At 74.7% G+C, this 26363-nt stretch carries 27 protein-coding genes and 1 pseudogene; 18 read left to right on the top strand and 10 right to left on the bottom strand.

Annotated elements, in window-relative coordinates; translation table 11 throughout:
* Window positions 1–15: 15 nt before the first annotated feature.
* From HPC71_RS11925 to HPC71_RS11890, 8 genes are all read right to left on the bottom strand, one after another.
* The gene (locus HPC71_RS11925; protein WP_171896725.1) at window positions 16–933 is read right to left on the bottom strand and encodes an aldose 1-epimerase family protein; all 918 of its coding nucleotides are present in this window, start codon (window positions 931–933) and stop codon (window positions 16–18) included.
* A 4-nt stretch (window positions 934–937) separates the two neighbouring features.
* Complete coding sequence (locus HPC71_RS11920; protein ID WP_171896724.1) at window positions 938–1483, bottom strand: uridine kinase family protein; 546 nt, start codon at window positions 1481–1483, stop codon at window positions 938–940.
* A gap of 73 nt (window positions 1484–1556) precedes the next feature.
* Complete coding sequence (locus tag HPC71_RS11915; RefSeq protein WP_154617264.1) at window positions 1557–2777, bottom strand: amino acid deaminase/aldolase; 1221 nt, start codon at window positions 2775–2777, stop codon at window positions 1557–1559.
* Between the two features lie 33 nt (window positions 2778–2810).
* Complete coding sequence (locus HPC71_RS11910) at window positions 2811–3272, bottom strand: hypothetical protein (RefSeq protein WP_216656405.1); 462 nt, start codon at window positions 3270–3272, stop codon at window positions 2811–2813.
* Window positions 3273–3303: 31 nt separating this feature from the next.
* Window positions 3304–4488 carry an LLM class flavin-dependent oxidoreductase gene (locus HPC71_RS11905; RefSeq protein WP_216656404.1) on the bottom strand — a complete coding sequence of 395 codons (1185 nt, stop codon included), beginning with the start codon at window positions 4486–4488 and terminating at the stop codon, window positions 3304–3306.
* Window positions 4485–5528, bottom strand: coding sequence for an ABC transporter substrate-binding protein (locus HPC71_RS11900; RefSeq protein ID WP_216656403.1), 1044 nt, complete (start codon window positions 5526–5528; stop codon window positions 4485–4487). Before HPC71_RS11900 ends, HPC71_RS11905 begins: the two co-directional genes overlap by 4 nt.
* Window positions 5525–6364: an ABC transporter ATP-binding protein gene (locus HPC71_RS11895; RefSeq protein WP_154617262.1), complete on the bottom strand. Its 840-nt coding sequence runs from the start codon at window positions 6362–6364 to the stop codon at window positions 5525–5527. Before HPC71_RS11895 ends, HPC71_RS11900 begins: the two co-directional genes overlap by 4 nt.
* Window positions 6352–7179 carry an ABC transporter permease gene (locus tag HPC71_RS11890; protein ID WP_154617260.1) on the bottom strand — a complete coding sequence of 276 codons (828 nt, stop codon included), beginning with the start codon at window positions 7177–7179 and terminating at the stop codon, window positions 6352–6354. The genes HPC71_RS11895 and HPC71_RS11890 overlap by 13 nt, the downstream gene beginning before the upstream one ends.
* 98 nt (window positions 7180–7277) lie before the next feature.
* Here HPC71_RS11890 and HPC71_RS11885 point away from each other — a divergent pair, with 98 nt between their 5' ends.
* The 7 genes from HPC71_RS11885 (at window position 7278) to HPC71_RS11855 (ending at window position 11849) form a co-directional block, all read left to right on the top strand.
* Entirely contained in the window at window positions 7278–7832 is a 555-nt protein-coding gene (locus HPC71_RS11885) for an SseB family protein (RefSeq protein ID WP_253943696.1), read from the top strand.
* Between the two features lie 286 nt (window positions 7833–8118).
* On the top strand, window positions 8119–8802 hold the full coding sequence (infC, locus tag HPC71_RS11880) for a translation initiation factor IF-3 (RefSeq protein ID WP_171897302.1): 684 nt from the start codon (window positions 8119–8121) through the stop codon (window positions 8800–8802).
* A 93-nt stretch (window positions 8803–8895) separates the two neighbouring features.
* The gene (rpmI, locus tag HPC71_RS11875) at window positions 8896–9090 is read left to right on the top strand and encodes a 50S ribosomal protein L35 (RefSeq protein WP_154617258.1); all 195 of its coding nucleotides are present in this window, start codon (window positions 8896–8898) and stop codon (window positions 9088–9090) included.
* Window positions 9091–9174: 84 nt separating this feature from the next.
* Window positions 9175–9567, top strand: coding sequence for a 50S ribosomal protein L20 (rplT, locus tag HPC71_RS11870; protein WP_154617256.1), 393 nt, complete (start codon window positions 9175–9177; stop codon window positions 9565–9567).
* Window positions 9564–10382, top strand: a complete 819-nt coding sequence (locus tag HPC71_RS11865; protein ID WP_154617338.1) for a TrmH family RNA methyltransferase — start codon at window positions 9564–9566, stop codon at window positions 10380–10382. The genes rplT and HPC71_RS11865 overlap by 4 nt, the downstream gene beginning before the upstream one ends.
* Before the next feature lie 65 nt (window positions 10383–10447).
* Window positions 10448–10732 carry a hypothetical protein gene (locus tag HPC71_RS11860; protein WP_154617254.1) on the top strand — a complete coding sequence of 95 codons (285 nt, stop codon included), beginning with the start codon at window positions 10448–10450 and terminating at the stop codon, window positions 10730–10732.
* A 55-nt stretch (window positions 10733–10787) separates the two neighbouring features.
* Window positions 10788–11849 carry a sensor histidine kinase gene (locus HPC71_RS11855; RefSeq protein ID WP_171896723.1) on the top strand — a complete coding sequence of 354 codons (1062 nt, stop codon included), beginning with the start codon at window positions 10788–10790 and terminating at the stop codon, window positions 11847–11849.
* A 28-nt stretch (window positions 11850–11877) separates the two neighbouring features.
* Here the strand turns inward: HPC71_RS11855 and HPC71_RS11850 are convergent, their stop codons facing one another.
* A complete protein-coding gene (locus HPC71_RS11850) occupies window positions 11878–12573 on the bottom strand; it encodes a lysoplasmalogenase (RefSeq protein WP_171896722.1) in 696 nt (231 codons plus the stop codon).
* A 97-nt stretch (window positions 12574–12670) separates the two neighbouring features.
* Here HPC71_RS11850 and HPC71_RS11845 point away from each other — a divergent pair.
* The 5 genes and pseudogenes from HPC71_RS11845 to pheT all read left to right on the top strand — a co-directional run.
* Window positions 12671–13477: pseudogene (locus HPC71_RS11845) on the top strand (HNH endonuclease family protein); the annotation flags it as partial.
* Window positions 13451–13696, top strand: coding sequence for an excalibur calcium-binding domain-containing protein (locus HPC71_RS21085; RefSeq protein ID WP_253944003.1), 246 nt, complete (start codon window positions 13451–13453; stop codon window positions 13694–13696). The pseudogene HPC71_RS11845 and the gene HPC71_RS21085, both read left to right, overlap by 27 nt.
* A 91-nt stretch (window positions 13697–13787) precedes the next feature.
* Window positions 13788–15044, top strand: a complete 1257-nt coding sequence (locus tag HPC71_RS11840; RefSeq protein WP_154617248.1) for a hypothetical protein — start codon at window positions 13788–13790, stop codon at window positions 15042–15044.
* Window positions 15045–15213: 169 nt separating this feature from the next.
* Complete coding sequence (pheS, locus tag HPC71_RS11835; RefSeq protein WP_154617246.1) at window positions 15214–16311, top strand: phenylalanine--tRNA ligase subunit alpha; 1098 nt, start codon at window positions 15214–15216, stop codon at window positions 16309–16311.
* A gap of 9 nt (window positions 16312–16320) precedes the next feature.
* Window positions 16321–18810, top strand: coding sequence for a phenylalanine--tRNA ligase subunit beta (pheT, locus tag HPC71_RS11830; RefSeq protein ID WP_154617244.1), 2490 nt, complete (start codon window positions 16321–16323; stop codon window positions 18808–18810).
* Window positions 18811–19583: 773 nt separating this feature from the next.
* On the opposite strand, the gene HPC71_RS11825 is transcribed toward pheT, so the two are convergent.
* On the bottom strand, window positions 19584–20411 hold the full coding sequence (locus HPC71_RS11825; RefSeq protein ID WP_154617242.1) for a maleylpyruvate isomerase family mycothiol-dependent enzyme: 828 nt from the start codon (window positions 20409–20411) through the stop codon (window positions 19584–19586).
* Between the two features lie 103 nt (window positions 20412–20514).
* Here HPC71_RS11825 and argC point away from each other — a divergent pair, with 103 nt between their 5' ends.
* The 6 genes from argC to HPC71_RS11795 are packed head-to-tail and all read left to right on the top strand — an operon-like array spanning window position 20515 to window position 26362.
* On the top strand, window positions 20515–21576 hold the full coding sequence (argC, locus tag HPC71_RS11820; protein ID WP_154617240.1) for an N-acetyl-gamma-glutamyl-phosphate reductase: 1062 nt from the start codon (window positions 20515–20517) through the stop codon (window positions 21574–21576).
* Complete coding sequence (gene argJ / locus HPC71_RS11815; protein ID WP_154617238.1) at window positions 21576–22727, top strand: bifunctional glutamate N-acetyltransferase/amino-acid acetyltransferase ArgJ; 1152 nt, start codon at window positions 21576–21578, stop codon at window positions 22725–22727. The genes argC and argJ overlap by 1 nt, the downstream gene beginning before the upstream one ends.
* Window positions 22724–23668, top strand: a complete 945-nt coding sequence (argB, locus tag HPC71_RS11810) for an acetylglutamate kinase (protein ID WP_154617236.1) — start codon at window positions 22724–22726, stop codon at window positions 23666–23668. The genes argJ and argB overlap by 4 nt, the downstream gene beginning before the upstream one ends.
* Complete coding sequence (locus HPC71_RS11805; RefSeq protein ID WP_154617234.1) at window positions 23665–24888, top strand: acetylornithine transaminase; 1224 nt, start codon at window positions 23665–23667, stop codon at window positions 24886–24888. Before argB ends, HPC71_RS11805 begins: the two co-directional genes overlap by 4 nt.
* The gene (gene argF, locus HPC71_RS11800) at window positions 24885–25823 is read left to right on the top strand and encodes an ornithine carbamoyltransferase (RefSeq protein WP_154617334.1); all 939 of its coding nucleotides are present in this window, start codon (window positions 24885–24887) and stop codon (window positions 25821–25823) included. The genes HPC71_RS11805 and argF overlap by 4 nt, the downstream gene beginning before the upstream one ends.
* The gene (locus tag HPC71_RS11795) at window positions 25823–26362 is read left to right on the top strand and encodes an arginine repressor (RefSeq protein WP_154617232.1); all 540 of its coding nucleotides are present in this window, start codon (window positions 25823–25825) and stop codon (window positions 26360–26362) included. Before argF ends, HPC71_RS11795 begins: the two co-directional genes overlap by 1 nt.
* The last annotated feature ends 1 nt before the right edge of the window (window position 26363 follow it).

The following is a 26363-nucleotide window of genomic DNA, read 5'->3' as shown; positions in this document are numbered from 1 at the left end:
CCGCCCGGGAGCGGCTCAGTCGTCGAGGGCGCGGATGCCCCACACGACCGAGACCGTCTCCTCCGGGGCGAGCACGAAGAGGTCCTCGCCGCTGCGCAGCGCGTCGGGGGGAGCGGTCATCGGCTCGATCGCCATCGAGCGCCGCGCGGTCGCCGGGACGTCGTCGGCGGTGTAGAGCAGCAGCCAGGGGTGGTGGCCGTCGACCCACAGGCTCACCCCGTCGCCGCTCGCGGGGTCGCGCAGGGTCGCGGTGGTCGTGCCGCCCGGGTCGCGCTCGAGGTCGGTGAAGCAGTGGTTGAGGACCGCCCCGCGCAGCGGCCGCGCCACCCGGAAGTCGTACGCCGTGCCCTCGACCGGCTCGCGGCCCACGGGCAGCAGCCGCTCGTCGTCGACCAGCAGCCGCGTCGCCGCCGGCAGGGTCAGCTCCCAGGAGTCGACCGGGCCCTCGCCGACGCGGAGGTAGGGGTGGGCCCCCGAGGCGTACGGCGCCGGGCGACCGGAGTCGTTGGTCGCGGTCTGGGTGACCGTCAGCCCGTCCGCGGAGAGGTCGTAGGCGACGTGGAGGTCCAGCGTCCACGGGTAGCCGGTCTGCGCCATGAGGCGGTACTGCAGCGAGACCGAGTGCCCGGTGTGCTCCTCGACGCTCCACGCCACCCACCGCGCGAGCCCGTGGGAGGCGTTGTTCCGCGCCGGCTCGGTCAGCGGCAGCTGGAGGTCGCTGCCCTCGAAGGAGAACTGCCCGTCGCGCACCCGGTTGGGCCACGGCACGAGCAGCTGGCCCCGGCCGCCGGCCGACATCTCCTCCTCGGCGAACCCGTCGACCAGGTCGCGCCCCCGGAAGGACAGCGCGCGCAGGGCGGCGCCGCTCTCGGTCACGACGGCGCGGTAGCCGCCGGCCTCGATCTCGAACTGTTCGCCGCTGGGAGGAAGCACCGGGTCACCCTAGGCGCACCGGTGCCCGGTGGCCGGTCCCGTCCACGAGCAGGTCGGCGCGCTCGCGGGTGCGGTCGGCGGCGAAGTGCGCAGCCTCCGCGACCGTCCACCGGCGCCAGTGCGGCTCGGCGTCGTGGCCGTCGCGCCCGAGGCCGCGGGCCAGCCGCAGGGCGGGCGGCGCCTCGACCCAGACCAGCACCGTCGCCAGCGCGGCGTACGCCGCCGAGCCGGCGCCGACGCCCTCGAGCACCAGCAGCGGGGCGGGCGCCACGACGACCGTCTCGGCCCAGCCGCCGGTGTCCCAGTCGTGGCGCCGGTAGCGGCCGGCCTCCCCGCGGGCGAGGGGGAGCAGCAGCGTGGCGAGCTGCTCGCCGACGCGGGGCAGGCCGTCCCAGCCGTCGTACAGGTCGTCCAGGTGCACCACCGCGGCGTCGGCCAGGGCCGCGACCCGGCCGGCCAGGGTGGTCTTGCCCGACCCGGCCGGGCCGTCGATGCAGACCAGGCGCCCGCCGCCCAGCGTGGCGGGCCGGGAGCGGGCCAGCTCCAGCACCGCCTGGGCCGGTTCAGGCTGGGCCGGTTCAGGGTGGGCCGGTTCAGGGTGGGCCGGCTCAGGACGGGCCGGCTCAGAAGACGAGGCCGTGACCACGGTAGGTCGGGACCTCCTCGACGAACCGTTCCCCGCGCAGCAGGTGGACCCGGTCGGTGTGCTCGAAGAGCTCACCGGACTTCGCGTGCCGGAACCAGACCAGGTCGCCGATCGCGAGCCGGCCCGCGGTCGGGCCGACGAGGGGGGTCTGCACCTCCCCGGCGCCCTCGAGCCCGGTCAGCCGCAGCCCGGCCGGCGCCCAGGGCGTGGGCAGCCGGTCGCGGCCGGCGGCGCCGGAGGCGACGAAGCCGCCGCCGTGGACGGTCGCGACGTCGGGGGAGGGCCGGCGCACCACGGGGACGCCGTAGAACGCCGCCGGGCGCGGGTCGAAGGAGCGGTAGTGGTCGAACAGGGTGGGCACGAGCAGCCCGGAGCCCGCGGCCACCTCGGTGACGACCGGGTCGGCGACGGTGGTCTCGACCGAGCCGGAGCCGCCGCCGTTCCACAGCTCGAGGTCGACGAGGGGGCGCAGGGCGTCGGCGACGGCGCGGCGGCGCTGGGAGAGCTGGGTCCGCGAGGCGGCCTTCAGCCCGCGCACCACCGCGGACCGGGCGCGCTGGGTCGGCACGTCGTCGGGGACGCCGGCGACCTGGCCCTCGTAGGTCATCACGCCGACGAGCCGGAAGCCGGGCCGCTCGAGGACCTGCCGGGCCAGGCTCGCCACCCGGTCGGCCTCGTGCAGCGGGCTGCGCTTGGGGCCGACGTGCTGCCCGCGGACCCGCAGGCCCGCGTCGACCTCGAGCGCCACGCGCACGGGCACCGCGTGGGAGGAGCGGACCGAGTCGACGACGTCGAGGTGGGCGACGTCGTCGACCATCACGGTGATGTGCGCGGCGGCGGCCGGCGAGGCGACGAGGCGGGCGAGCGCGGTCCGGTCCACGGTCGGGTAGGCCACGAGGACGTCCTCGCTGATGCCCTGCTCCTCCAGCCACAGCGCCTCGCGCAGCGTGTAGCCGAGCACGCCGGCGAAGCCGTCGGTGGCCAGCGCTCGGCGCACCAGGTCGGGGACGCGCAGCGACTTCGAGGCCACCCGGATCGGCTTGCCGGCGGCCCGGCGGACCAGGTCGGCGGCGTTGGCGTCGAAGGCGTCGAGGTCCACGACGGCCACCGGGGTGGGCAGGTCGCCCTCGGCGGCGGCGACCGCGGCCGAGAGGCGGGCCCAGAGGCGGTTGCGGCCGACGTCGTCGAGGTGGGTCATCCGAGGGACTCTAGGAGACGCCGGCCGGGCCGGTCAGGAGATGCCGCGCTTGCGCAGCAGCGCCTCGATGTCGGCGAGGTCGTCGTCGCCACCGGCGCCGCCGATCGCGGGGTCGCCCTTGCCGCTCTTGACAGGGCGGTCGGACCTGCGGCCCGAAGCGGCCGGCGCCGGAGCGCCGCCGTCGATGACCCGGGCCCGCTCGCGGTCGCGCAGCACGCCGGACACGACCAGCAGGGTCACCGCGACGCCGGCCACCACGATGCCGGCCCACACCGAGGGGCTGAGGACCAGGCCGGTGACCCAGTCGCCCACGGCGGTGCCGATGCGGGTGAACATCTTCAGCGTGTCGGTGAGGTACGCCGCGGCCGGCAGCAGCGTGAGCCCGGCGCCGCGCAGGCCCGAGGCGACGCCCCGGTGCCGGAAGGCGTGCCAGGTCCACACCGCACCCAGCACGGTGAGGGTGAGTGCGAGGGCGGCCCACGTCGCGTCGTCCACGGGGTCCAGCCTGCCACGCGCCCCCTCGTCCTCACACCGGGGCCGCGGCCCGGACCTCTGCGGACGCGCTGTCGAGCAGGCCCCGGCGACGCAGGTGCGGCATGACGCCCTCGGCGAACCAGTGCGCCTCCTCGACGTGCGGGTAGCCCGAGAGCACGAGCTCGTCGATGCCGACGCGGTGGTAGGCCTCGATGAGGTCGGCGACCTCCTCGTGGCTGCCCACGAGGGAGGTGCCGGCGCCGCCGCGGACCAGACCGACCCCGGTCCACAGACCGGGGGAGACCTCCAGGTCGCGGGCCGAGGAGTACGCCGCGTCGGCGCGACGCAGCGCGTTCATCCGCTGCTGGCCGGTCGACTCGCTGCGGGCCTGCGCGGCCTGGGCGGCCCGCACCGTCGCCGGGTCGACGCCGTCGAGCAGCCACTGGGCGTGGCGCCAGGCCTCCTCGGTGGTGTCGCGCGAGAGGGTGTGGACCCGCAGGCCGAAGCGGACGGTGCGCCCCTGCTCGGCGGCCAGGCCGCGGACCCAGGCCACCTTCTCGGCGACCTGCTCCGGCGGCTCGCCCCAGGTCAGGTAGACGTCGGCGTGACGCGCCGCCACCGGACCGGCCGCTGCGGACGAGCCGCCGAAGTACACGGGCGGCACCGGGTCGATGCCGCCGCTGACCAGCGCGCCCGCGGCGCGGTAGTAGGTGCCCTCGAAGTCGAAGGGCGCCCGGCTCCAGGTGCCGCGGACGACCTCGAGGAACTCGTCGGTCCGGGCGTACCGCTCGTCCTTGGGGGCGGTGTCGCCGAACCGGGCCTGCTCGGTGGGCTCCCCGCCGGTCACGACGTTGAGCATCAGCCGGCCCTGCGAGATCCGCTGGTAGGTCGCCGCCATCTGCGCGGCGAGCACCGGGTTGACCACCCCGGGCCGGAAGGCCACGAGGAAGCGCAGCCGCGAGGTCTCGCGGATCAGCGCGGCGGTGGTCAGCCACGCGTCCTCGCAGAACGTCCCGGTCGGGGTGAGGACCCCGTCGAAGCCGAGCCGCTCGGCGGTGCGCGCCACCTCGGCGAGGTAGTCGATGGTCGGCGGGCGGAACCGGTCGCGCACCGAGTCCTCGAGGGTGTCGGCGAGCCCGGTGGTGATCTCCTGGGGGACGCCCTGCCCGGCTCCCACCAACCCCCGGCTGTCACCGGAGGTCGGCAGGAACCAGTGCAGGGTCAGCGGGGCGGTCACCGGACGGCGTCGCCGGTGGTCGCCTCGGCGAACTGGTCGCTGAAGAAGCCCGACACGTCGACCTCCTCGGGGATCAGACCGTTGGCGGTGAAGGCGTCGGCCATCGTCTGCTCGGAGTCGATGACCTCCTGGTCGATGGGCTGCGGGCTGACCGGGCGGTTCTTCGCCGCGGCGAGGGTGACCTCCTCGCTGAGGCCGGTCTGCTCGGCCCAGACCTTCGCCCAGTCCTCCTGGTTCTCCGCCGACCAGATCTGCGCCTTGGTGATCCGGGTCAGGTAGTCCTCGAGCGCCGCGGTGGTGGCCTCGTCCTCGAGCGCGGACTGGGAGGCGACCTGGAAGTTCAGGCCGTTGACCAGGCCGTCGCCGTCGACGAGCACGCGGGCGCCCTCGTCGACGACCGCCTGCGAGGTGTAGGGGTCCCACACGGCCCAGGCGTCGACGTGGCCGTTGGCGAAGGCGGCCAGCGCGTCGGCCGGCTGGAGGTTCTGCACCTCGATGTCGTCGTAGGCCAGGCCGGCCTCCTCGAGCTGGGCGAGGAGGTTGTAGTTGGCCGAGCTGCCCTGGGCGACGGCGACCTTCTTGCCCTTCAGGTCCGCGACGCTCTTCACCGTCGACCCCTTCGGGACGAGGATGGTGTCGCCCTTGCCGGTGTAGGAGGCCGTGGCGACCATCTTGAACGTGCCGCCCGAGGCCGCCGCGAAGATCGGCGGGGTGTTGCCGACCATGCCGACGTGGATCGCGTCGGCGTTGAGGGCCTCGAGGATCGGCGGGCCGGAGGTGAACTCCTTCCACTCGATCGTGTACTCGGTGTCGTCGAGGCCGGCCGCGGTGAGCAGGGCCTTCGCGCTGGTGCCCTTCTGGTCGCCGACGATCAAGGTGACCTGGGACAGGTCGACCTCGCCGTCGTCGCCGACCGCGGCCTCGTTGCCCGTGGCCGAGCCACCGCAGGCGGCGAGCGCCAGCATGCTGGCGGCCAGGACGGCCGTCAGGGCGGTGCGCAGGCCTCGGCGGCGGGTCGTCGGGGGAGTCGTGCGGGTCATGCTGCTCCTCGCTTCGCGGGCTGGTGGTTGCTGGGGCCGAGCTCGCCGGTGACCGGGTCGCGTCGGGGGTTGGGCGGGGTGGGCTTGACGCCGAGGGCCACGAGCACCTCGGCGCGCGTCCGGGCGATGTCGGGCTGCGACGGCACCCGGTCCGAGCGGGGGAGGGTGATCTCCCAGGTGCGGCCGATCCGGCCGCCGTCCATCACGACGAGGCGGTCGGCCAGGGCCAGCGCCTCGTCGACGTCGTGGGTGACCAGCAGGATCGCCATCGAGTGACGGCGCCACAGCTCGATCACCAGCTGGTGCATCTCGATGCGGGTCAGCGCGTCGAGCGCGCTGAACGGCTCGTCGAGCAGCAGCAGCGAGGGGTTGCTGACCAGGGCGCGGGCCAGCGAGACGCGCTGGGCCTGCCCGCCGGAGAGCTGGAGCGGCCAGGCGTCGAGCTTCTCGGCCAGACCGACCTCGGCGAGGGTCTGCTCGGCGAGGGCGAAGCGCTGCTTGCGCTCGGGACCGTTGAGCAGGGCGAGCGCGACGTTCTGGTGGACCGTGCGCCAGTTGAGCAGCCGCGGCTCCTGGAAGGCCACGCCGGTGCGGCCGTTGACCTCGATCTCGCCGGCGGGTGCCGGGTCGAGGTGGGCCAGGCTGCGCAGCAGGGTCGACTTGCCGCAGCCGCTGCGGCCGAGCAGCGCGACGATCTCGCCGTGCCGCACGTCGAGGTCGATGTCGCGCAGGACGTGGACGTCGCCGAAGGAGCGGTGGTGGCCGCGGACGCGGGCGACGTGCTCGCCGCCGGGGCGCGGCGTCGTACCGGTGGGGTCGGGGGTCAGGAGCGCCATGCGAGCGCCTTCCTCTCCAGGTGTCGGACGATGGCGTCGGTCGCGAGACCGAGCAGGCTGTAGACGGCGAGGCCGACGACGATGACGTCGGTCTGGAGGAAGTCCTTGGCGTGGTTGATCATGTAGCCGAGCCCGGACTGGGAGGCGATGGTCTCCGCGACGATCAGCGAGAGCCAGGCGATGCCCAGGCTCTGCCGCAGCCCGACGAGCGTCTGCGGCAGCGCCCCGGGGATCACGACGTGCCGGATGCGCTGGGCCCAGGTCAGGTGCAGGGCCTTGGCCGCCTCGAGCGTCTTGCGCTCGATGCCGCGGATGCCGCCGAGGGTGTTGAGGTAGAGCGGGAAGGTCGCGCCGAGCGCGATCAGGGCCACCTTCGGCGTCTCGCCGATGCCGAACCAGATGATGAAGAGGGTGACCAGGCCGAAGTGCGGGAGCGTGCGCAGCATCTGCATCGGCGGGTCGATCGCGTCCTCGCCGATCCGGCTGAGCCCCGCGACGATCGCGAGCGCCAGGCCGATGCTCGCGCCGATCGCGAAGCCGAGCCCCACGCGCTGGAGGGAGATGAGGGTCTGGGTGCCGAGCGTGCCGGCCTGGACCAGGTCCGCCGCGGTCGCGGCGACCTGGGCCGGGGAGGCGAGCTTGCGCTCGTGCAGCACACCGGTGGAGGAGGCCAGCTGCCACAGGGCGACCAGGGCGACAGGGGAGACCCAGCGGCGCAGCAGGTGCAGCGGTGGCCTGCGCCGCCGTCTGCGGGCGGTCACCGCCTGGCGCTGCGTGCCGACGTCGACGCCGACGGCGGGGGAGATCGTGTCCATGGCGGCCATGTCTACGGAAGTTCTCGACTTAAATCAAGTGACTCGCTCGACTTTGGGCGTGTCGTCGGTCCGCCGGGTCCGTCTGAGACCATCCGGGCGTGAGCACGGGAAGCGACGGCACGACCAGCGGGGGGATCGGCGGAGAGCGGCCGGACCAGAAGCGGATCCTCGGCCCCGGGTTCCCCGACGACACCGGTGAGGCGCCGCCCGCCTACGTCGCGGCAGCGACGGCGTACGCCGCCGACCGCACGAGGTACGGCGACGTGCTGGCCGCCCTGACCGGCTCCCGGCTCCTCGTGCCGGTCGTCGCGGTGCTCGGCGAGGTCGAGGTCGACGAGCACGGGCTGGCCCACGACAAGACCTCCGACATGGCCGCCGTGCTGCTGACCGGCGCCGACGGGCGGCTGGCCCTCCTGGCGTTCTCGGGCACCGCCGCCATGGCGGCCTGGGACCCCGACGCGCGGCCCGTGCCCGTGCCGGCCCGCGTCGCGGCCCAGTCGGCGGTCCAGGAGGGCGCGGCGGCGCTGGTGGTCGACGTGGCCGGGCCGGTCCGCGTGGTCGTCGAGGGCGAGGACCTCCAGGCGCTCGCCGCCGGGTGGACCCTCGCGCGTGTGGGGGACCGCCGGGCCTGGATTCGGCCGACGGCGGAATGATCGGCTAGTCTCCCGTGTTGACCGATCAGTGACCTGGCCCAGGTGCGTCCTGGGGCAGGAAGCCGATCCACAAGCGGGGACCAGCACCATCCGTCTCCCACCCGCATCGACCGCGAGGTCGTCGGGTCCGGTCCTGAAGTGCTCCGGCCGGAGCGAGCGCGTCCGACGTGCCCGTTCCTGGTGACTGGTAGTGACAGGCCTCCGCTTGCGTCAGCGGAGGCCTTTTCGTCGTTCCCGGACCGAGGGAGCACGGCGGGCTCCGGCCACGTAGCCACCAGGAGGACACATCAGCACCGAGCTTCGTATCAACGACCGGATCCGGGTTTCCGAGGTCCGCCTCGTTGGACCCAACGGCGAGACCGTCGGCATCGTGCCGACGGCCGACGCCCTCCGCCTCGCGCAGGAGGCCGACCTCGACCTGGTCGAGGTGGCTCCGATGGCGCGCCCGCCGGTCTGCAAGCTCATGGACTACGGCAAGTTCAAGTACGAGAACGCCCAGAAGGCCCGTGAGGCCCGTCGGAACCAGACGAACGTGATCATCAAGGAGATGAAGCTTCGTCCGAAGATCGACGCGCACGACTACGAGACCAAGAAGGGTCACGTCGTGCGGTTCCTCAAGGCCGGGGACAAGGTCAAGATCACGATCATGTTCCGTGGTCGTGAGCAGCACCGTCCCGAGCTGGGCTTCCGTCTGCTGCAGCGGCTCGCCGAGGACGTGACCGACCTCGGGTTCGTCGAGTCGGCGCCGAAGCAGGACGGCCGCAACATGATCATGGTCCTCGGCCCGCACAAGAAGAAGGCCGACGCCAAGGTCGACCAGCAGGTCGCGAAGGAGGCCAAGAGCGCCGAGCGTGCCGCCGTCGTGGCCGAGGAGCGTGCCGAGCGCGACGCCGCGCACGCCGCCGGCCCGGTCGCGCAGAAGAAGGAGCGCGGTCGCTCCGAGAACCTCGACCCGGAGATCGACGCCTGAGTCGGCACCGGACCGAGCCCTGACGAGCTCGCCCACAGACTTCCGCCGCGGTGCCACCGTGCCGACGGCAGGACGACGAGAGAGAGACAACAGATGCCCAAGAACAAGAGCCACTCCGGCGCCGGCAAGCGGTTCAAGGTGACCGGCTCCGGCAAGATCCTTCGCGAGAAGGCCGGCAAGCGGCACAACCTCGAGAAGAAGCCCTCGAAGGTCACCCGCCGGATGAGCGGCACGGTCGAGCTGGCCAAGGCCGACGTCAAGCGCGCGAAGAAGATGCTGGGTCTCTGACCTCGCCCCACCCCGTTCCACGGATGGGTCGTCGGCACCCGCCGATGAGCCCGTCGAGACCCTGAGCACCAAGGAGCAACACAGATGGCACGCGTCAAGCGGGCAGTCAACGCCCAGAAGAAGCGCCGTACGACCCTCGAGCGCGCCAGCGGCTACCGCGGCCAGCGCTCGCGCCTGTACCGCAAGGCCAAGGAGCAGGTCACCCACTCGCTGGTCTACAGCTACAACGACCGGCGCAAGAACAAGGGCAACTTCCGCAAGCTGTGGATCCAGCGGATCAACGCTGCGGCCCGCGCCCAGGGGATGACCTACAACCGCTTCATCCAGGGCCTCAACCTCGCCGGTGTCGAGGTCGACCGCAAGATCCTGGCCGAGCTGGCCGTCAACGACGTCGCCGCGTTCAACGCGCTCGTCGAGGTCGCCAAGAACGCCCTCCCCGAGGACGTCAACGCTCCCAAGGCGGAGGCGTCGGCCTGACGACGATCCCGCCCCTGGCCGCGAGCAACACTCGCGTCAAGGACGCACGCAGGCTCAGCCGTCGCTCGGTACGTTCCGAGCGGCGGCTGTTCCTCGCTGACGGCCCCAAGGCCGTCGAGGGCGCCCTCGGTCGGCCCGGCACGGTCGTCGAGGTCTTCGCCACCGTCGCCGCCACGGCGTCGTACGCCGCGCTGGTCGCGGCCGCCGAGCGGGCCGGCGTCGCGTGGACGCTGGTCGAGGACAAGGCGCTCGCGTCCCTGAGCGACAGCGTGACCCCCGCCGGTGTCGTCGCGCTCTGCCGCCACCTCGACCGCCCGCTGGCCGACCTGCTCGCCGCGGACCGGGAGACCCGCCTCGCGGCGCTCTGCGCCGACGTCCGCGACCCCGGCAACGCAGGCACCGTCGTGCGCTGCGCCGACGCCGCCGGGGCCGACCTCGTGGTGCTCGCCGGCAGCTCGGTCGACGCCCACAACCCCAAGACCGTGCGCGCGAGCGTGGGCAGCCTGTTCCACGTGCCGCTCGCGGTCGAGCCCGATGCGGCGTCCGCCGTGCGGGCCGCGCAGGACGCCGGCCTGCTGGTGCTCGCCGCGGACGGCGCCGGGGAGGTCGACCTGCACGCCCCCGAGGCCGAGCCGCTGCTCGCCCGCCCGACGGCGTGGCTGTTCGGCAACGAGGCGTGGGGCCTGCCCGACGAGCTCGCCGCGCTCGCCGACCACCGGGTCCGCATCCCGATCCACGGCCGCGCCGAGAGCCTCAACCTCTCCACCGCGGCCGCGCTCTGCCTCTACGCCTCCGCGCGCGCCCACCGCGCCTGAGCCGGGCCGGCCGGACCCGCTCGCGGGCCCGGTTGGCCGGCAACCGGGCGGGGAACCTGCTGCGCATGCGCGCGAAGGTGGCGGCCACGGACTCCTGGACCGACCCCGACGGGTTCCGCACCCCCGCGGGGGAGGTGCACGCCTGGCTGCCCGGCACCAACCAGACCGTCTGCGGGATCCCGGTGAAGAAGGCCGGGCTCGGCCGCTTCTCCCACGTGGAGTGGGCCGACGTTCAGCCGGCGACGGGCCGTGACGCCGACCGCGTCTCCTCGGTGTGCCACCGCTGCCTCGCCGGGACCGGCCACCGCCGCGACGAGAAGCGGTGGACCCGGACCGACCCGCGACCGTGACCTGACCCGGCTGACCTGACCGGGCGCGGGCGCGGCCCCGCCTAGGGTGGTCGTCGTGGACGCCCAGGCCCTCGCCGACTCGCTGCCCGACGGAGTGGTCGTCGCCGACGCCGACCAGCAGGTGGAGCTGGTCTCCGCCCCGGCCGCCCGGATGCTCGGCGTGACCCCCGAGGAGGCGGTGGGCCGCCCGCTCGCGGAGGTCCTCGCGCTGCGCGACCAGGACGGCCGCGCGTGGGTGGCCTGCAACACGCCGTACGCCGGGCTCGCCACGCGCACCGGCGTGCCCGAGCAGTCCTGGCTGCTCCCCGACGGGACCGAGGTGCTGGTCGCCGCGCGGCTGCACCGCGACGGCGTCCACCAGCCGGTGCGCCGGGTGGCGGTGACGCTCCGGTCCGGCCGCGGCCGCGCCCGGCTCGACCGCGAGCGCTCGGACCTGGTCGCGACCGTGGCCCACGAGCTGCGCTCGCCGCTGACCGGGGTCAAGGGCTTCGTGCAGGCGCTGCTCAACCGCTGGGACAAGCTCAACGACGACCAGAAGAAGCTGATGCTCACCACGGTCAGCGCCGATGCCGACCGGCTCAGCCGGCTCATCGCCGAGCTGCTCGACGTCGCCCGGATCGACACCGGCCGCCTCCAGCTCTACCCGCGTCCCTCGGACGCCGCGGTGCTGGTGACCCGGATCGTGGAGTCGGTGCAGGCCGGCACCGCCCGGGCGGTGGAGCTGGTGGTCGACCCCCACGGGGACGGGCTGCCCACGGTGCACGTCGACCCGGACAAGTTCACCCAGGTGGTGACCAACCTGGTCGAGAACGGCGTCCGGCACGGCGACGGCTCGGTCCGGGTGCTGGTCGAGGCGGTCGCCCCGGGCCACGAGACCGACCCCCCGGGCGTCCGGGTCACCGTCGACGACGAGGGCGAGGGGATCCCGGAGGAGATGCGCCGACGGGTGTTCACCAAGTTCTGGAAGGGCGGCGCCCGGGGCGGGTCCGGCCTCGGGCTCTACCTCGTCCACGGCCTCGTCCGGGCCCACGGCGGCACGGTCACCATCGCCGACGCCCCGGGCGGCGGCGCCCGGCTGGTCACCACCTGGCCGAGCGAGGACCGCCGCCAGGAGTGACCGGGCGGGCCTCTATCGCTGCGGTGGGTCAGGTCGCGCGGGCGACGCCCGCCGCGATCAGGCCCTGGCTGGCGGTGTAGGTCGCCATGACGACCGCCTCGAGGGCGGGGCGGGGCTCGCGGAGGAGGAACATCTGGGCCGCGAGCACGCTGTCGGAGAGGAGGAACAGCGCCGTACCGGCCTGCAGGCGGCGGCGTGCCTCCGGCGGCAGCGCCGGGTCCAGCATCCGGGAGCTCGCGAACATCGCGGCGAGGATCGTCGCGTAGGCGGCGACCGGGCCCCGGAGCGCCGGGTCCCGGCGACCGGCGGCGACGCTCGTCAGGGGAGCGAGGGTCGCCCACGCCCCGAGCGCGACCTTGAGGCCGGCGGTGTCGTAGTGCCGGGTGTCGCCGCGCACCGACGAGAACGCCGCGATGTAGGCGACGTGAGCGCCGAGGAACGACCCCAGGCCGGTGAGCAGCGCGCGCTCGCCGGTGCCGAGGAGGGCGACGTCCCCGCCCCACGAGAGTGCCTGGGCCGCCGCCGTCCCGCGGCGCAGCGTCCTGGTCCCGGGGTGCGCACCGCGATCGCGGAGGTCGGCGTGGAAGGCCGCCGCCAGGGTCGGCATCAGGGCAGGCTTCAGGACGCGGCGCAGTCGGCGGCGACCGGTACCGGCGGCGACGGTGTCGGCGATCGCCAGGGCTGCATAGGCGGCGCCGGGCAGGAGGGTCGTGGCTCGCGACATGGCGCACATCCTGGCGCGTGCCGACGATGCGCCGTCGACCAGCCCTCGGCTGGCCGGTCCGCGCGAGCCGCGTGAGGTCGAGCGGGGGTGCTCGGGGATGCTTCGTCCCGTGCACCGCAGCCCAGCCCCCGCCACGTCCGCACGGCGCGCCCGCCCGACATCGCGGTGGGTGAGGACCGTCGCCGCCGTCCTGGCGGCGCTCGCGCTGGCCGGCGGGTGCAGCCTCGACCCGACCGAGGCGCCGTACGCCGCCACGGACCCGGCCCGACCGGCGACCCCGTCCGCGACCCCGTCCGCGAGCACGTCCGCGACAGCGCCTGGGGAGCCCGGAGCGGGCCGCCCCGGTGCGGGCACGGCCGCGGCGCTGCTGGCGGAGCTCCCGGTGAAGGGCCGGGCGCCGATGACCGGCTACGACCGCGCCCGCTTCGGTCCGGCCTGGCTCGACGCGGACCGGAACGGCTGCGACACCCGCAACGACGTGCTCGCGGTGCACCTGAGGGGCCTGACGTTCCAGCAGGGGACCCGGGACTGCGTGGTGCTCGCGGGGACGCTCGAGGACCCCTACACCGGGACCCGCATCGACTTCGTCCGCGGCGACGGGACCCTGGTGGACATCGACCACGTGGTGGCGCTGGGGAACGCCTGGGCCACCGGTGCGCACCGCTGGGACATCCGGAAGCGGGCGGCGCTGGCCAACGACCCGCTGAACCTGCTGGCGGTCGAGGCGTCCGCGAACCGGCAGAAGGGCGACGGCGACGCGGCCACCTGGCTGCCCCCGAGCAAGCGCTTCCGGTGCGCCTACGTCGCGCGCCAGGTGGAGGTGAAGGGCAAGTACGGCCTGTGGGTCACCCCCGCGGAGCGGGACGCGATCGAGCGGGTGCTCGCCTCGTGCCCCGGCCAGGCGCGGGTGCCGGGCTCGGGAGCTCCCGTCCGCGTCGACCACGACCTCAGCGACCCCGGCGCGCCGCTCACGGGCAGCCCGCCGGCTGCGCCCGGTGGGGACGCGCAGCCCTTCGCCAACTGCACCGCTGCCCGCGCGGCCGGCGCCGCCCCCGTGCGCCGAGGGGAGCCGGGGTACGGACCGCACCTGGACGGCGACGGCGACGGAGTGGCCTGCGAGTAGGGCGGACCCCTCCGCGGACGCAACGGTCCGCATCGGTCGATCCCCTCTTTCGGTGACGCCACGCCCCGGCCGCGTCCCTAGCGTTGCTCGGGTGCGCAGCGGCCGGTGGACGAGAGTGGCCGTCGGGTCCCTGGGCGCGGCCCTGGCGGTCGCGACCGTCCTCCAGGCCGTCGGGCTCGTCACCGGCGCCGGGCCGTCCACAGCGACGTCCACCGCGACGTCCACCGCGACGAGCGCCGACGGCTACCCGCAGCGGATCGGCTTCGCCCGGCCGGCGCCGCCGCTGCCCGACCGGCCCGGCGCGTTGGCCGGCACCTTCTACGACAACGACTTCGGCAACCGCCGCGCCCTGGCCCTCGGCCCGCGCGGCCAGCTGTGGGCGCTGCCGCCCGGCGTCCCCTCCCTCTCACCCGACGGCCGGTGGCTCCTGACCGCCTCCTCCACGGTCCCCGGCGAGCCGCTGGAGCTGCACGACCTGGTCACCGGCACGCGGAAGGTCTTCCCCGACCTCGGCACGTCCACCGACCGCGCCGAGCTGCGCCGCGGGGCCTACCAGCTGGTGCCGCGAGCCGCCCGGTGGTCGGGCGACGCGCGATCGGTGCTGGTCCTCGTCGCGCAGCGACCCCGCCTCGGGCAGGAGCACGCCGCGGTCCTCGACCTCGGCACGGGCGCGGTCACCCGGGTCCCCGACGGCACACCGGCGGGCTTCGACGCCGCCGGCCGCGCGGTCACCGTCCGGGTCGCGCGGGCGGGACGACCGGGGGAGGCCTGGACCGCCACGGCCACCGACGTCGTCACGGGCGCCGTCCAGCGCCGGGTCCTGCGCCCCCGAGGGCCGTGGGCCGGCGCCGCCGACCCGCGCCCCCGCGCCGGCGTCTCGCCCGACGGCGCCACCGTCGCGCTGGTCGAGGCGGGGCTCGGCGAGACGCCGGACGCCACGGTGCGTCGCTTCTCCCTCGAGGGCGGCCACGAGCTGGACCCCCGCGCGGTCGCGGACTTCGACCACTGCGAGCCGTCCTGGTCCGGCGAGGACCCGGTCGTGCCCACCCGCTCGAACACGGCCCACAGCGTCCTGCTCGACACCGACGGCCCGCGGTCGCTGGTCGCGGTGCACCACCGGATGCAGTCCTTCTGCCTGGTCCTGGTCGTGCACGCGCTGGCGGCCGGTCCGCACGAGTCCTTCCTCGGCACCCGCGACGCCCTGTGGACCTGGTACTGGCGCGAGCTGCTCCTCGCCCTCACGGTCGGCGCGACCGCGCTGGCGCTCGCCACCCTGCTCCTGCTCCGGCGTCGTCGGCGCCGGAGCGGGGCCGGGAGCGGAGGCGGCGCCGCGCCCGTCGCCGGCTGAGGTCGCGCCGCAGCGGGTGCGGCAGTGCGCGCCGGGTCGACCCGCCCGGCCCGGCCCGCGTGCGCCTGCCGGTCCGGTTCGCGGGCGGGCCACCTGGGTTCCTAGACTGACCCGTCGACCCGGGTCAGCCCGACGACCGCCCGGTCACCAGCTTCGAGAGGCGCGCGCCATGTCCGGACCCAACACCGACTACGACCCCGTGGAGGTCACACCCTTGAAGCCCGAGGAGGTCGAGTCCGCGCGCGACGCCGCGCTCGCCGCCATCGCCGCCGCCGGCGACCTCGCCGAGCTCAAGCAGGTGCGCCTCGACCACGCCGGCGACCGCTCGCCGCTGGCGCTGGCCAACCGCGAGATCGGCGCGCTGCCGCCGCAGGCGCGCAAGGAGGCCGGCCAGCGGATCGGCCAGGCCCGCGGCGCGGTCAACAAGGCGCTGGGGGAGCGGCAGGCCGTGCTTGAGGTCGAGCACGAGGAGCGGATGCTCGTCGAGGAGACCGTCGACGTCACCCTGCCCACCGACCGCGTCCGCACCGGCGGCCGGCACCCGATCACGCTGCAGTCCGAGCTGATCGCCGACATCTTCGTCGCGATGGGCTGGGAGATCGCCGAGGGCCCGGTCGTCGAGGCCGAGTGGCTCAACTTCGACGCGCTCAACCTCGGGCCCGACCACCCCGCGCGGACGCTGCAGGACACGTTCTGGACCGAGCCGGTCGACCACCACGTCGTGCTGCGGACCCAGACCTCCCCGGTCCAGGCGCGCACCATGCTGACCCGCAAGCCGCCGATCTACGTCGCCTGCCCGGGCCGCGTCTTCCGCACCGACGAGTACGACGCGACGCACAGCCCGATGTTCCACCAGGTCGAGGGCCTGGTCGTCGACGAGGGCATCACGATGGCCCACCTGAAGGGCTCGCTCGACCACCTCGCCGGCCAGCTGTTCGGTGCCGGCATCGACACGCGCTTCCGGCCGTCGTACTTCCCCTTCACCGAGCCCTCCGCCGAGGTCGACGTGCGGTGCTTCGTGTGCCGCGGCGTCGACTCCGCCGAGTGCCGCACCTGCCGCGGCGAGGGCTGGATCGAGTGGGGCGGCTGCGGCGTGGTCAACCCGCGGGTGCTCATCGCCTGCGGCGTGGACCCGGAGACCTACACCGGCTTCGCCTTCGGCATGGGCATCGACCGCAGCTTCATGTTCCGCCACGACCTGGGGGACCTGCGCCCGCTCTTCGAGGGTGACGTCCGCTTCAGCGCCGCATTCGGCACCGAGATCTAAGGGAAGACGATGAAGGCCCCCCTGTCCTGGATCAAGGAGTACGTCGACGTCCCCGCCGACGTCTCCACCGCCGAGCTCACCGAGCGGCTCACGATGACCGGCCTGAAGCTGGAGGCGATCCACAGCCCCGGCGCCGAGATCACCGGTCCGCTCGTCGTCGGCCGGGTGCTCACGATGGAGCCCGAGCCGCAGAAGAACGGCAAGACCATCAACTGGTGCACCGTCGACGTCGGCGAGGCCAACGGCACCGGCGAGCCGCAGGGCATCGTCTGCGGCGCCCACAACTTCGCCCCCGGCGACCTCGTCGCCGTGGTGCTGCCGGGCGGCGTGCTGCCCGGGGGCTTCGCGATCTCCGCGCGCAAGACCTACGGCCACGTCTCGGCCGGGATGATCTGCTCGGCCCGCGAGCTCGGCCTCGGGGAGGACCACGACGGGATCATCGTGCTGCCCGCCGACGCCGGCGAGCCCGGCCAGGACGTCCGGCCGCTGCTCGGCCTCGACGAGGAGATCATTGAGCTCGAGGTCAACCCCGACCGCGCCTACGGGCTCTCGCTGCGCGGCATCGCCCGCGACGTCGAGGTCTCCGTCGCCGGCGCCACCGGCTTCCGCGACCCGGCCCTGCGGGAGACCCCGCCGGCCGACGACGCCGGCTGGCCGGTCGAGGTCGAGGACGCCGAGGGCTGCCCGGTCTTCGTGGCCCGCACGGTCTCCGGCTTCGACCCCGAGGCCCCCACGCCCGACTTCATCGCCCAGCGCCTCCAGGCCGCCGGCATGCGCCCGATCTCGCTGGCCGTCGACGTGACCAACTACGTCATGCTCGAGACCGGCCGCCCGATCCACGGCTACGACGCCGACAAGGTGCAGGGCACGATCCGGGTGCGCCGCGCCCGCGCCGGCGAGACGCTCACGACCCTCGACGGCACCCAGCGGCGGCTCTCCGAGGAGGACCTCGTCGTCACCGACGACTCCGGGATCATCGGCCTCGGCGGCGTGATGGGCGGGGAGACCACCGAGATGTCGGCGAGCACCACCCGGATCCTCGTGGAGTCCGCGCACTGGGACGCCACGTCGATGTTCCGCACCGGCAAGCGCCACAAGATCAGCTCCGAGGCCGGCAAGCGCAACGAGCGCGGCGTCGACCCGACGATCTGCGAGGCCGCGGCCGACCGCGTCGTCGAGCTCCTGACGACGTACGGCGGCGCGACGGCGGACCCCGGCCACACCGTCGTCGGCACCCCGCCGGCGGCCGCGCCGATCACCATGGCGGTCTCCCTCCCGGCGCGGATCTCCGGGCTCGACGTCGACGCCGACCAGGTCGTCGCCGACCTCGAGGCCGTCGGCTGCGCCGTCGAGCGCGACGGCGACCAGGTCGTCGCGACCCCGCCGCCGTGGCGCCCCGACATCCGCGACCCCCACGACCTGGTCGAGGAGGTCGTGCGCCTGCGCGGCTACGACCGGATCCCGTCGGTGCTGCCGAAGGCGCCCGGTGGCCGCGGCCTGACCCGCGCCCAGGCGCTGCGCCGCCGCGTCGGTCGCACCCTGGCCGGCGCCGGCTGGGTCGAGGTCGTGGACTTCCCCTTCGTCGGGGACGCCGACCTCGACGCCCTCGGGATCCCCGCCGACGACCCGCGCCGCACCCTGCTGCGCCTGTCCAACCCCCTGTCGGCCGAGGCGCCGGCGATGACGACCACGCTGCTGCCGGCGCTGCTGCGCACGGCCGCCCGCAACGTCGGTCACGGGAACACCTCGGTGGCGATCTTCGAGACCGCCTCGGTCACCCTCCCGCGGGCCACCGGCCCGGCGCCGATCCTGCCCGTGGACCGCCGGCCCACCGCCGCCGAGCTCGCCGAGCTCCTCGACGCGCTCCCGGACCAGCCGCTCCACCTCGGCCTGGTCGCTACCGGCGAGGCCGCGCCCGCCGGCTGGTGGGGCGCCGGCCGGCCCGTGGACTGGACCGACGCCGTCGCCGGCGTCCGGGTCGTCGCCGACGCGCTCGGCCTGGAGCTCACCACCCGCCCGGCCGCGCTGGCCCCGTGGCACCCCGGCCGCTGCGCCGAGCTGCTGCTCGGCGACGTGGTCGTCGGCCACGCCGGCGAGCTGCACCCGCGGGTCTGCACGACCCTCGGGCTCCCGGCCCGCTCGGTCGCCGCCGAGGTCGACCTGGACGTCCTGCTCCAGCACGCGGTGCACCTGCGCCCGGCGCCGGCCTTCTCGACCTACCCGGTCGCCAAGGAGGACGTCGCCCTCGTCGTCGACGCCGACGTCCCGGCCGGCGAGGTCGAGGCCGCGCTCCGCGAGGGGGCCGGCGAGCTGCTGGAGTCGGTGCGGCTCTTCGACGTCTACACCGGCGACCAGGTCGGCGAGGGGCGCAGGTCGCTCGCCTTCGCCCTGCGGTTCCGGGCCCCCGACCGGACGCTCACCGAGGACGACATCGTCGGCGCCCGCGAGGCCGCCGTCGCCCGCGCCGCCGAGCGCACCGGCGCCACGCAGCGCACCTGAGGGGCGCCACTGGGGAGCCCCTGGGGGATAGTCACGGACGTTTCTGTCCGTCCCCGGGGTAGTCACGGACCGAGACGTCCGTGACTACCCCGGCACGGGGCGGGTCCCACGGGCCCCGGGACGGTGGCATCGTGTCGCTCGTGACGCACTCCCACCCGCCGTTCGGCGCGCCGGCGTACGGCCTCGACGACTCGTGGACCGGTTCGCGGTGGCTCGACCACCTCCACGGGCAGGCCGGCCGGCCCCTGGACGGTGTCTGGCTCGCGCACGGCCACCAGGTTGAGCGGGTCCCCGGGCGCACCTGGGCCGTCGTGGGCTCGTTCCCCGCGGAGCCGCACGGGCCGCTGCGCCACGAGAGCGAGTCGTTCGAGCATGCGCTCGCCCTCGACGCGGCGCGGCTCCTGCTCGACCGGACCCGTGACGTCCCGCGGATGGAGGCCGAGGCCGACCGCTGGCGCTCCTGGCCCACTGTCACGTGGCGCATCGACGGGCAGGCGGTGACGGCGCGGCTCCTCCTCGCCGGCCCCGCCTGGGCCGCGTTCACCACCGGGCTCGCCGAGGTGGGCGTCGTGGTCCACGCCAGTGGGCTGAACCCCGAGGGCCCTGTCCCTGGCCCGGGTGGACGACCCGTCCGTCTACCACGTCGACCTGGACGCGCCACTGGACTTCCCCGGCAGCGTGCTGGCCTCCCGCGCCGCCGCGCTCGGGGACCACTCCGCCTGACGGGCCGCGAGCGCTGGAGGCGGGTCCCGCGCGGCCCGCCCGAAGGCACGTCAGTCCAACGGCTGGGTGACCGCCGCGCGGAAGGCGTCGTACGCCGCCGGGTCGCCGGTGACGGTGATCCGGCTGTCGTCGCGGCGCTGCCACAGCCAGGCGTCCAGGTCCTCCGCGGTGCCCGCGACGACCGCCGACGCCGAGCTCCCGTCGCCCGCGGCCGCCTCACGCGCGACCACCTGCACGTGCGGCCCGTCGAAGGTCCGGCGCGACTCCGGCTCGGTGCCGGTGAAGGTCCCGGGCCGGAGGAGGATCGAGGCGCCCCGGTCGAGGAGGTCGAGGCGCACCAGGTGTGCCGACGGCTCGAACCGCCCCCAGGCGGGCGCCTCGCCGCCGTACATCACGTCGACCAGCTCCAGCACGCCGTCCGCGGCGAGCGCGGGGTCGAGCGGCGTCTCCGCCCCGGCGGCCTGCTCGGCGTCGAGCCGGTGGATCAACGCCTCGTGGGCCTGGCGGCGGTAGCTCGTGCCGACGGTCCGCACCGGCGCCCAGTGCCAGGCGGCGGCGTCGGGGCCGGCGGCCTCCAGCTCGGCGACCAGCGCGGCGGACTGCTCGTCGAAGGCCGCCAGCAGCCCCTCGTACGTCGCCGGGCGCTCGGGCCCGGGGGAGTCCTCGTCCGGCGGGCTGGGCCGCTCCCGCACGATCCGCGCCCAGAACCCCTGCACCTCGGCGAGGTGCCAGAGCAGGTCGGCCGCGGTCCAGTCCGGGCACGAGGGGACCCGCGCGGCGGGGTCGCACGTGGCGAGCACCTCGCGGAAGCGACGGGACTCGCCGCGGATGTGGTCGAGGTAGACCGGGTACGGAAGACCCAGCGCGGCATCGGGCATGTCCTGACGCTAGCCTCTGGCTCCGGTCGCCCGAGCGAGTGACGAGGACCACGACCGGTCTGCAAGACCCCTGTCGCATAGGCATTCGGACTTCGGTATGGTCATGCACATGACCAGGAAGCGCGTCGCTGTCGCCGGAGCCAGCGGGTACGCCGGAGGGGAGCTGCTGCGGCACCTCCTCGCCCATCCCGACGTCGAGATCGGCGCCCTCACGGGCGCCTCGAACGCGGGGGAGCGCCTCGGCGTGCTCCAACCGCACCTCGTGCCGCTCGCCGAGCGCGTGCTCGAGCGCACCGACATCGGGACCCTCGGCGGGCACGACGTGGTCTTCCTCGCCCTCCCGCACGGGCAGTCCGGCGCGCTGGCCGCCGAGCTCCAGGCCGCCGACCCGACCACGGTCGTCATCGACTGCGGCGCCGACTTCCGGCTCCAGGACGCCGCGGAGTGGGAGCGCTTCTACGGCGGCGACCACGCCGGCACCTGGCCCTACGGCCTCCCCGAGCTGCCCGGCCAGCGCGAGGTGCTGCGCGGCGCGACCCGCGTGGCCGTCCCCGGCTGCTACCCGACCGTCTCCACCCTGACCCTCGCGCCCGCGGTCGCCGCCGGCCTCGTCGAGCCCGACGTCGTCGTCGTGGCCGCCTCGGGCACCAGCGGCGCGGGCAAGGCCCCCAAGGCGCACCTGCTCGGCAGCGAGGTGATGGGCAACGCGAGCGCCTACGGCGTCGGCGGCACCCACCGCCACACCCCCGAGATCACCCAGAACCTCACCGGGCTGCTCCCCGAGCAGGCCACCGGGCAGCGGGTGACCGTCAGCTTCACCCCGCTGCTGGTGCCGATGCCGCGCGGCATCCTCGCGACCTGCTCGGCCCGCCTCGTCGAGGGCGTCACCGCCGACGACGTGCGCGAGGCCTACGTCAAGGCCTACGCCGACGAGCCGTTCGTCCACGTGCTCCCCGAGGGCCTGTGGCCCCAGACGAAGTCGGTCACCGGCTCCAACGCCGTCCACGTGCAGGCCACGGTCGACGAGGCCGCCGGCCGGCTGGTCGCGGTGGGCGCCGTCGACAACCTCGCCAAGGGCACGGCCGGCGCCGCCGTGCAGTGCATGAACCTCGCCCTCGGCCTCGACGAGGGCACCGGCCTCACCACGATCGGAGTCGCACCCTGATGAGCGTCACCACCCCCCAGGGCTTCCGCGCCGCCGGCGTCGAGGCCGGCCTGAAGACCAGCGGCGGCAAGGACGTCGCGCTGGTCGTCAACGACGGCCCGACCCACGACTCCGCCACCGTCTTCACCGCCAACCGCTGCAAGGCCAACCCGGTCCTGTGGAGCCAGGAGGTCGTCAAGGACGGCACGGTCCGCGCGGTCGTGCTGAACTCCGGCGGCGCCAACTGCTACACCGGCCCCGACGGCTTCCAGACCACCCACGCGGTCGCCGAACAGGTCGCCGACCACCTCGGCATCGGCGCGATCGACGTCGTCGTCTGCTCGACCGGGCTCATCGGGCTGGCCAACGACCGCGCCCAGCTGCTCGCCGGCGTCGACGCGGCGTACGCCGCCCTCGGCCCCGACGGCGGGCAGGACGCGGCCGAGGCGATCATGACGACCGACTCGGTCAGCAAGCAGGTCGTGGTCGAGGGGGCCGGCTGGACGATCGGCGGCATGGCCAAGGGCGCCGGCATGCTGGCCCCGCAGCTGGCCACCATGCTGGTCGTGCTGACCACCGACGCCGTCGTCCCGGCCGCCGACCTCGACACCGCCCTCCGTGCGGCGACCCGGGTCTCCTTCGACCGGCTCGACTCCGACGGCTGCATGTCGACCAACGACACCGTCACGGTGATGGCCAGCGGGGCCAGCGGGATCACCCCGAGCCTCGACGACTTCACCGAGGCGCTGACCCAGGCCTGCACGGACCTGGCGATGCAGCTGCTCAAGGACGCCGAGGGCGCCGACCACGAGATCGCGATCACGACCATCAACGCCGCGACCGAGGACGAGGCGGTCGAGGTCGGCCGCAGCGTGGCGCGCAGCAACCTGTTCAAGGCCGCGGTCTTCGGCAACGACCCCAACTGGGGCCGCGTGCTGGCCAGCATCGGCACCACGTCCGCCCGGTTCGACCCCGCCGACCTCGACGTCGCGATGAACGGCGTCTGGGTCTGCCGCCAGTCCACCCCGCACGCCGACCCGACCGAGGTCGACCTGACCGGCCGCGAGGTCAGCGTGACCATCGACCTGAAGTCCGGCACCGAGCGGGCGACCGTCTGGACCAACGACCTGACCCACGGCTACGTCCACGAGAACAGCGCGTACTCCTCATGAACGACTCCAGCAGCCCCACGGGCGCCTTCGACACCAGCAAGCCCGACCAGGCCAAGGCCCGCACCCTCGCGGCCGCCCTGCCGTGGCTGAAGAAGTACCACGGCAAGATCGTGGTGGTGAAGTACGGCGGCAACGCCATGACCGACGAGACGCTCAAGCGCGCGTTCGCCGAGGACATCGCGTTCCTCCGCTTCGCCGGCTTCAAGCCGGTCGTCGTGCACGGCGGCGGGCCGCAGATCTCCTCGATGCTCGACCGGCTCGGCATCGAGTCGGAGTTCCGCGGCGGCCTGCGCGTGACCACCCCCGAGGCGATGGACGTCGTCCGGATGGTGCTGGTCGGCCAGGTCCAGCGCGAGCTCGTCGGGCTCATCAACGAGCACGGCCCGCTCGCGGTCGGCTGCTCCGGTGAGGACGCCGGGCTGTTCACCGCCGTCCCGGCCAGCACCGTGGTCGAGGGCGAGGAGGTCGACCTCGGCCTGGTCGGCGAGGTGACCAGCGTGCGCCCGGAGTCGGTGCTCGACCTGATCGAGGCCGGCCGGATCCCGGTCGTCTCCAGCGTCGCGCCCGATGCCCACGGCACCGTGCACAACGTCAACGCCGACACCGCCGCCGCCGCGCTCGCCGTGGCCCTGGGCGCCGAGAAGCTGCTGGTCCTCACCGACGTCGAGGGGCTCTACCTCGACTGGCCGGACCCGACCGACGTCATCGGCGAGATCAGCCCCGAGGCGCTGGAGGAGATGATGCCGAGCCTCGCCTCCGGCATGGTCCCCAAGATGGGCGCCTGCCTCAAGGCGGTCCAGGAGGGCGTGCCGCGGGCCACCGTCGTCGACGGCCGCGAGCCGCACGCGGTGATCCTGGAGCTCTTCACCAAGGAGGGCGTCGGCACCCAGGTCCTCCCCGGTGTGGAGACCAAGACCCGGAAGGTGAGGGACTCGGAATGAGCGCCACGTCGAGCGACACGATGCAGCAGGCCCGGGAGCGGTACGCCGCCAGCCTGATGAACACCTTCGGCCCGCCCAAGCTGCAGCTGGTGCGCGGCGCCGGCGCCCACGTGTGGGACGCCGACGGCAACGAGTACGTCGACTTCCTCGGCGGCATCGCGGTCAACGCGCTCGGCCACGCCCACCCGGCGCTGGTCGAGGCCGTGACCACCCAGCTCTCCACGCTGGGCCACGTCTCGAACTTCTTCACCACCGAGCCCCAGCTGGCGCTGGCCGAGAAGCTCCTCGAGCTGCTGGGCGGCGGCACGCCCGCCGACGGCCGGGTCTTCTTCACCAACTCCGGCGCCGAGGCCAACGAGGCGGCGTTCAAGCTGACCCGGCGCACCGGCCGCACCCACGTCGTGGCGACCGAGGGCGGCTTCCACGGCCGGACGATGGGCGCGCTGGCGCTGACCTCCAAGGAGGCCTACCGCGCGCCGTTCGAGCCGCTGCCCGGCGAGGTCACCTTCGTGCCGTACGGCGACGCCGACGCGCTCGCCGCGGCGGTCACCGACGCGACCGCGGCGATCCTGGTCGAGCCGATCCAGGGCGAGGCCGGCGTCGTCGTCCCGCCCGCGGGCTACCTCGCCGCCGCGCGCGCCGTCGCCGACGAGCACGGCGCCCTGCTGTGGATCGACGAGGTGCAGACCGGCATGGGCCGCACCGGCCGCTGGTTCGCCTCCGAGGGTGTCCGCGCCGACATCGTCACCGTCGCCAAGGGCCTCGGCGGCGGCTTCCCGATCGGCGCCTGCATCGGCCTCGGCGAGGCCGGCGCGCTGCTCCAGCCGGGCAACCACGGCACCACCTTCGGCGGCAACCCGGTGGCCTGCGCCGCGGGGCTGGCCGTCATCGGCACCATCGAGGCCGAGGGCCTGCTCGAGCGGGCCACCGTCCTGGGCCAGAAGCTGCGCGACGGCCTCACCGCCGACCCGCGGGTCTCCGAGGTGCGCGGCGAGGGCCTGATGATCGGGCTGGACCTCACCGCCGAGGCCGCGGCCGAGGTCGTCGCGGCCGGTCTGCGCCACGGCTTCGTGCTCAACAACACCACGCCCGGCCGGATCCGGCTGGTGCCTCCGCTCGTCCTCACCGACGACGACGCCGACGCGCTGCTGCGCGCCTGGCCCCGCATCCTCGACGACGCCTACGCCGCGGCCGGGGCGAGCGACCTGGAGGGCTCCTGATGCGCCACCTGCTCCGCGACGACGACCTGACCCCGGCCGAGCAGGCCGAGGTCCTCGAGCTCGCAGCGGCGATGAAGGCCGCGCCGTACGACCACCACCCGCTCGCGGGCCCGCGGACCGTCGCGCTGGTCTTCGACAAGCCCACGCTGCGCACGCAGGCCTCCTTCGGCGCGGGCATCGCCGAGCTGGGCGGCTTCCCGATGGTCGTCGACGGCCGACTCGCCGGCATCGGCGAGCGGGAGTCGGTCGCCGACGTCGCCCGGATCCTGGGCCGCCAGGCCACCGCGATCGCCTGGCGCACCTTCGCCCAGAGCGACCTCGAGCAGATGGCCGAGCACTCGGGCGTCCCGGTCATCAACGCGCTGACCGACGACTTCCACCCCTGCCAGCTGCTCGCGGACCTGATGACGGTGCGCGAGCACAAGCCCGAGCTCGCCGGGCTGACCGTCACCTTCTTCGGCGACGGCGCCTGCAACATGGGCAACTCCTGGCTGCTGGCCGGCACGACCGCCGGGATGCACGTGCGGATCAGCGCCCCGGCGGGCTACACCCCGCCGCAGGAGGTCTTCGACCGCGCCAACGAGATCGGCGCGGAGACCGGCGGCAGCGCGACCTGGGTCGAGGACCCCCGCGAGGCCGCCGAGGGCTCCGACGTCGTGGTCACCGACACGTGGGTCTCGATGGGCAAGGAGGAGGAGGCCGCGGCGCGCACCGAGGTGTTCGCGCCGTACGCCGTCACCACCTCGCTCTTCGAGACCGCGAAGCCGGACGCGATCGCGATGCACTGCCTGCCGGCCTACCGCGGCAAGGAGATCGCCGCGGAGGTCCTCGACGGGATCCAGAGCGTGGTGTGGGACGAGGCGGAGAACCGCCGCCACGCCCAGAAGGCCGTGCTCGCCTGGTTGCTCGAGAGGGCAGGGGCGGGGGAGCGGTGATGACCGAGCACGCGCTGCGACCGGCTACCAAGAACGCCCGGCACCGCCGGATCGTGGAGCTGGTGACGCACCGCGAGATCCGGTCGCAGACCGAGCTGGCCGACGCGCTCGCCGAGAGCGGCATGCGGGTCACCCAGGCCACGCTGTCGCGCGACCTCCTCGAGCTCGACGCGGTCAAGGTCCGCGCGTCCTCCGGTGCGCTGGTCTACGCCGTGCCCGCCGAGGGCGGCGACCGCCGCCCGGCCCCGCCGGTCGACACCGTCGCCGCCGCGTCCCGCCTCGCCCGGCTCCTCGGCGAGCTGCTCGTCTCTGCGGAGGCGAGCGCCAACCTGGTCGTCCTGCGCACCCCGCCGGGCGCCGCCCAGTTCCTGGCCTCCGCCTTCGACGGCGCCGGCCTGCCCGACGTCCTCGGCACCATCGCCGGGGACGACACGATCCTCGTCATCGGACGCGACGCGGACGGAGGGGACGCGCTCGCGCAGCGCTTCCTCGCCCTCGCGGACTCCTCCGCCCCCACCAGCCCCCTCAAGGAGATATGAG

The organism is Nocardioides marmotae (genome assembly GCF_013177455.1).
Lineage (GTDB): Bacteria > Actinomycetota > Actinomycetes > Propionibacteriales > Nocardioidaceae > Nocardioides > Nocardioides marmotae.
The sequence above is the reverse complement of the archived record's forward strand: the minus strand, read 5'-3'. Positions and strand labels throughout refer to the sequence as shown.

Bases quoted from the DNA above. Each gene is read 5' to 3' on its own strand.
- HPC71_RS11915 (WP_154617264.1), bottom strand. From the start codon at position 2,777: ATGACCCACCTCGACGACGTCGGCCGCAACCGCCTCTGGGCCCGCCTC.
- HPC71_RS11900 (WP_216656403.1), bottom strand. From the start codon at position 5,528: ATGACCCGCACGACTCCCCCGACGACCCGCCGCCGAGGCCTGCGCACC.
- HPC71_RS11895 (WP_154617262.1), bottom strand. From the start codon at position 6,364: ATGGCGCTCCTGACCCCCGACCCCACCGGTACGACGCCGCGCCCCGGC.
- HPC71_RS11890 (WP_154617260.1), bottom strand. From the start codon at position 7,179: ATGGACACGATCTCCCCCGCCGTCGGCGTCGACGTCGGCACGCAGCGC.
- rpmI (WP_154617258.1), top strand. From the start codon at position 8,896: ATGCCCAAGAACAAGAGCCACTCCGGCGCCGGCAAGCGGTTCAAGGTG.
- rplT (WP_154617256.1), top strand. From the start codon at position 9,175: ATGGCACGCGTCAAGCGGGCAGTCAACGCCCAGAAGAAGCGCCGTACG.
- HPC71_RS11860 (WP_154617254.1), top strand. From the start codon at position 10,448: ATGCGCGCGAAGGTGGCGGCCACGGACTCCTGGACCGACCCCGACGGG.
- HPC71_RS11850 (WP_171896722.1), bottom strand. From the start codon at position 12,573: ATGTCGCGAGCCACGACCCTCCTGCCCGGCGCCGCCTATGCAGCCCTG.
- pheS (WP_154617246.1), top strand. From the start codon at position 15,214: ATGTCCGGACCCAACACCGACTACGACCCCGTGGAGGTCACACCCTTG.
- pheT (WP_154617244.1), top strand. From the start codon at position 16,321: ATGAAGGCCCCCCTGTCCTGGATCAAGGAGTACGTCGACGTCCCCGCC.
- HPC71_RS11825 (WP_154617242.1), bottom strand. From the start codon at position 20,411: ATGCCCGATGCCGCGCTGGGTCTTCCGTACCCGGTCTACCTCGACCAC.
- argC (WP_154617240.1), top strand. From the start codon at position 20,515: ATGCACATGACCAGGAAGCGCGTCGCTGTCGCCGGAGCCAGCGGGTAC.
- argJ (WP_154617238.1), top strand. From the start codon at position 21,576: ATGAGCGTCACCACCCCCCAGGGCTTCCGCGCCGCCGGCGTCGAGGCC.
- argB (WP_154617236.1), top strand. From the start codon at position 22,724: ATGAACGACTCCAGCAGCCCCACGGGCGCCTTCGACACCAGCAAGCCC.
- HPC71_RS11805 (WP_154617234.1), top strand. From the start codon at position 23,665: ATGAGCGCCACGTCGAGCGACACGATGCAGCAGGCCCGGGAGCGGTAC.
- HPC71_RS11795 (WP_154617232.1), top strand. From the start codon at position 25,823: ATGACCGAGCACGCGCTGCGACCGGCTACCAAGAACGCCCGGCACCGC.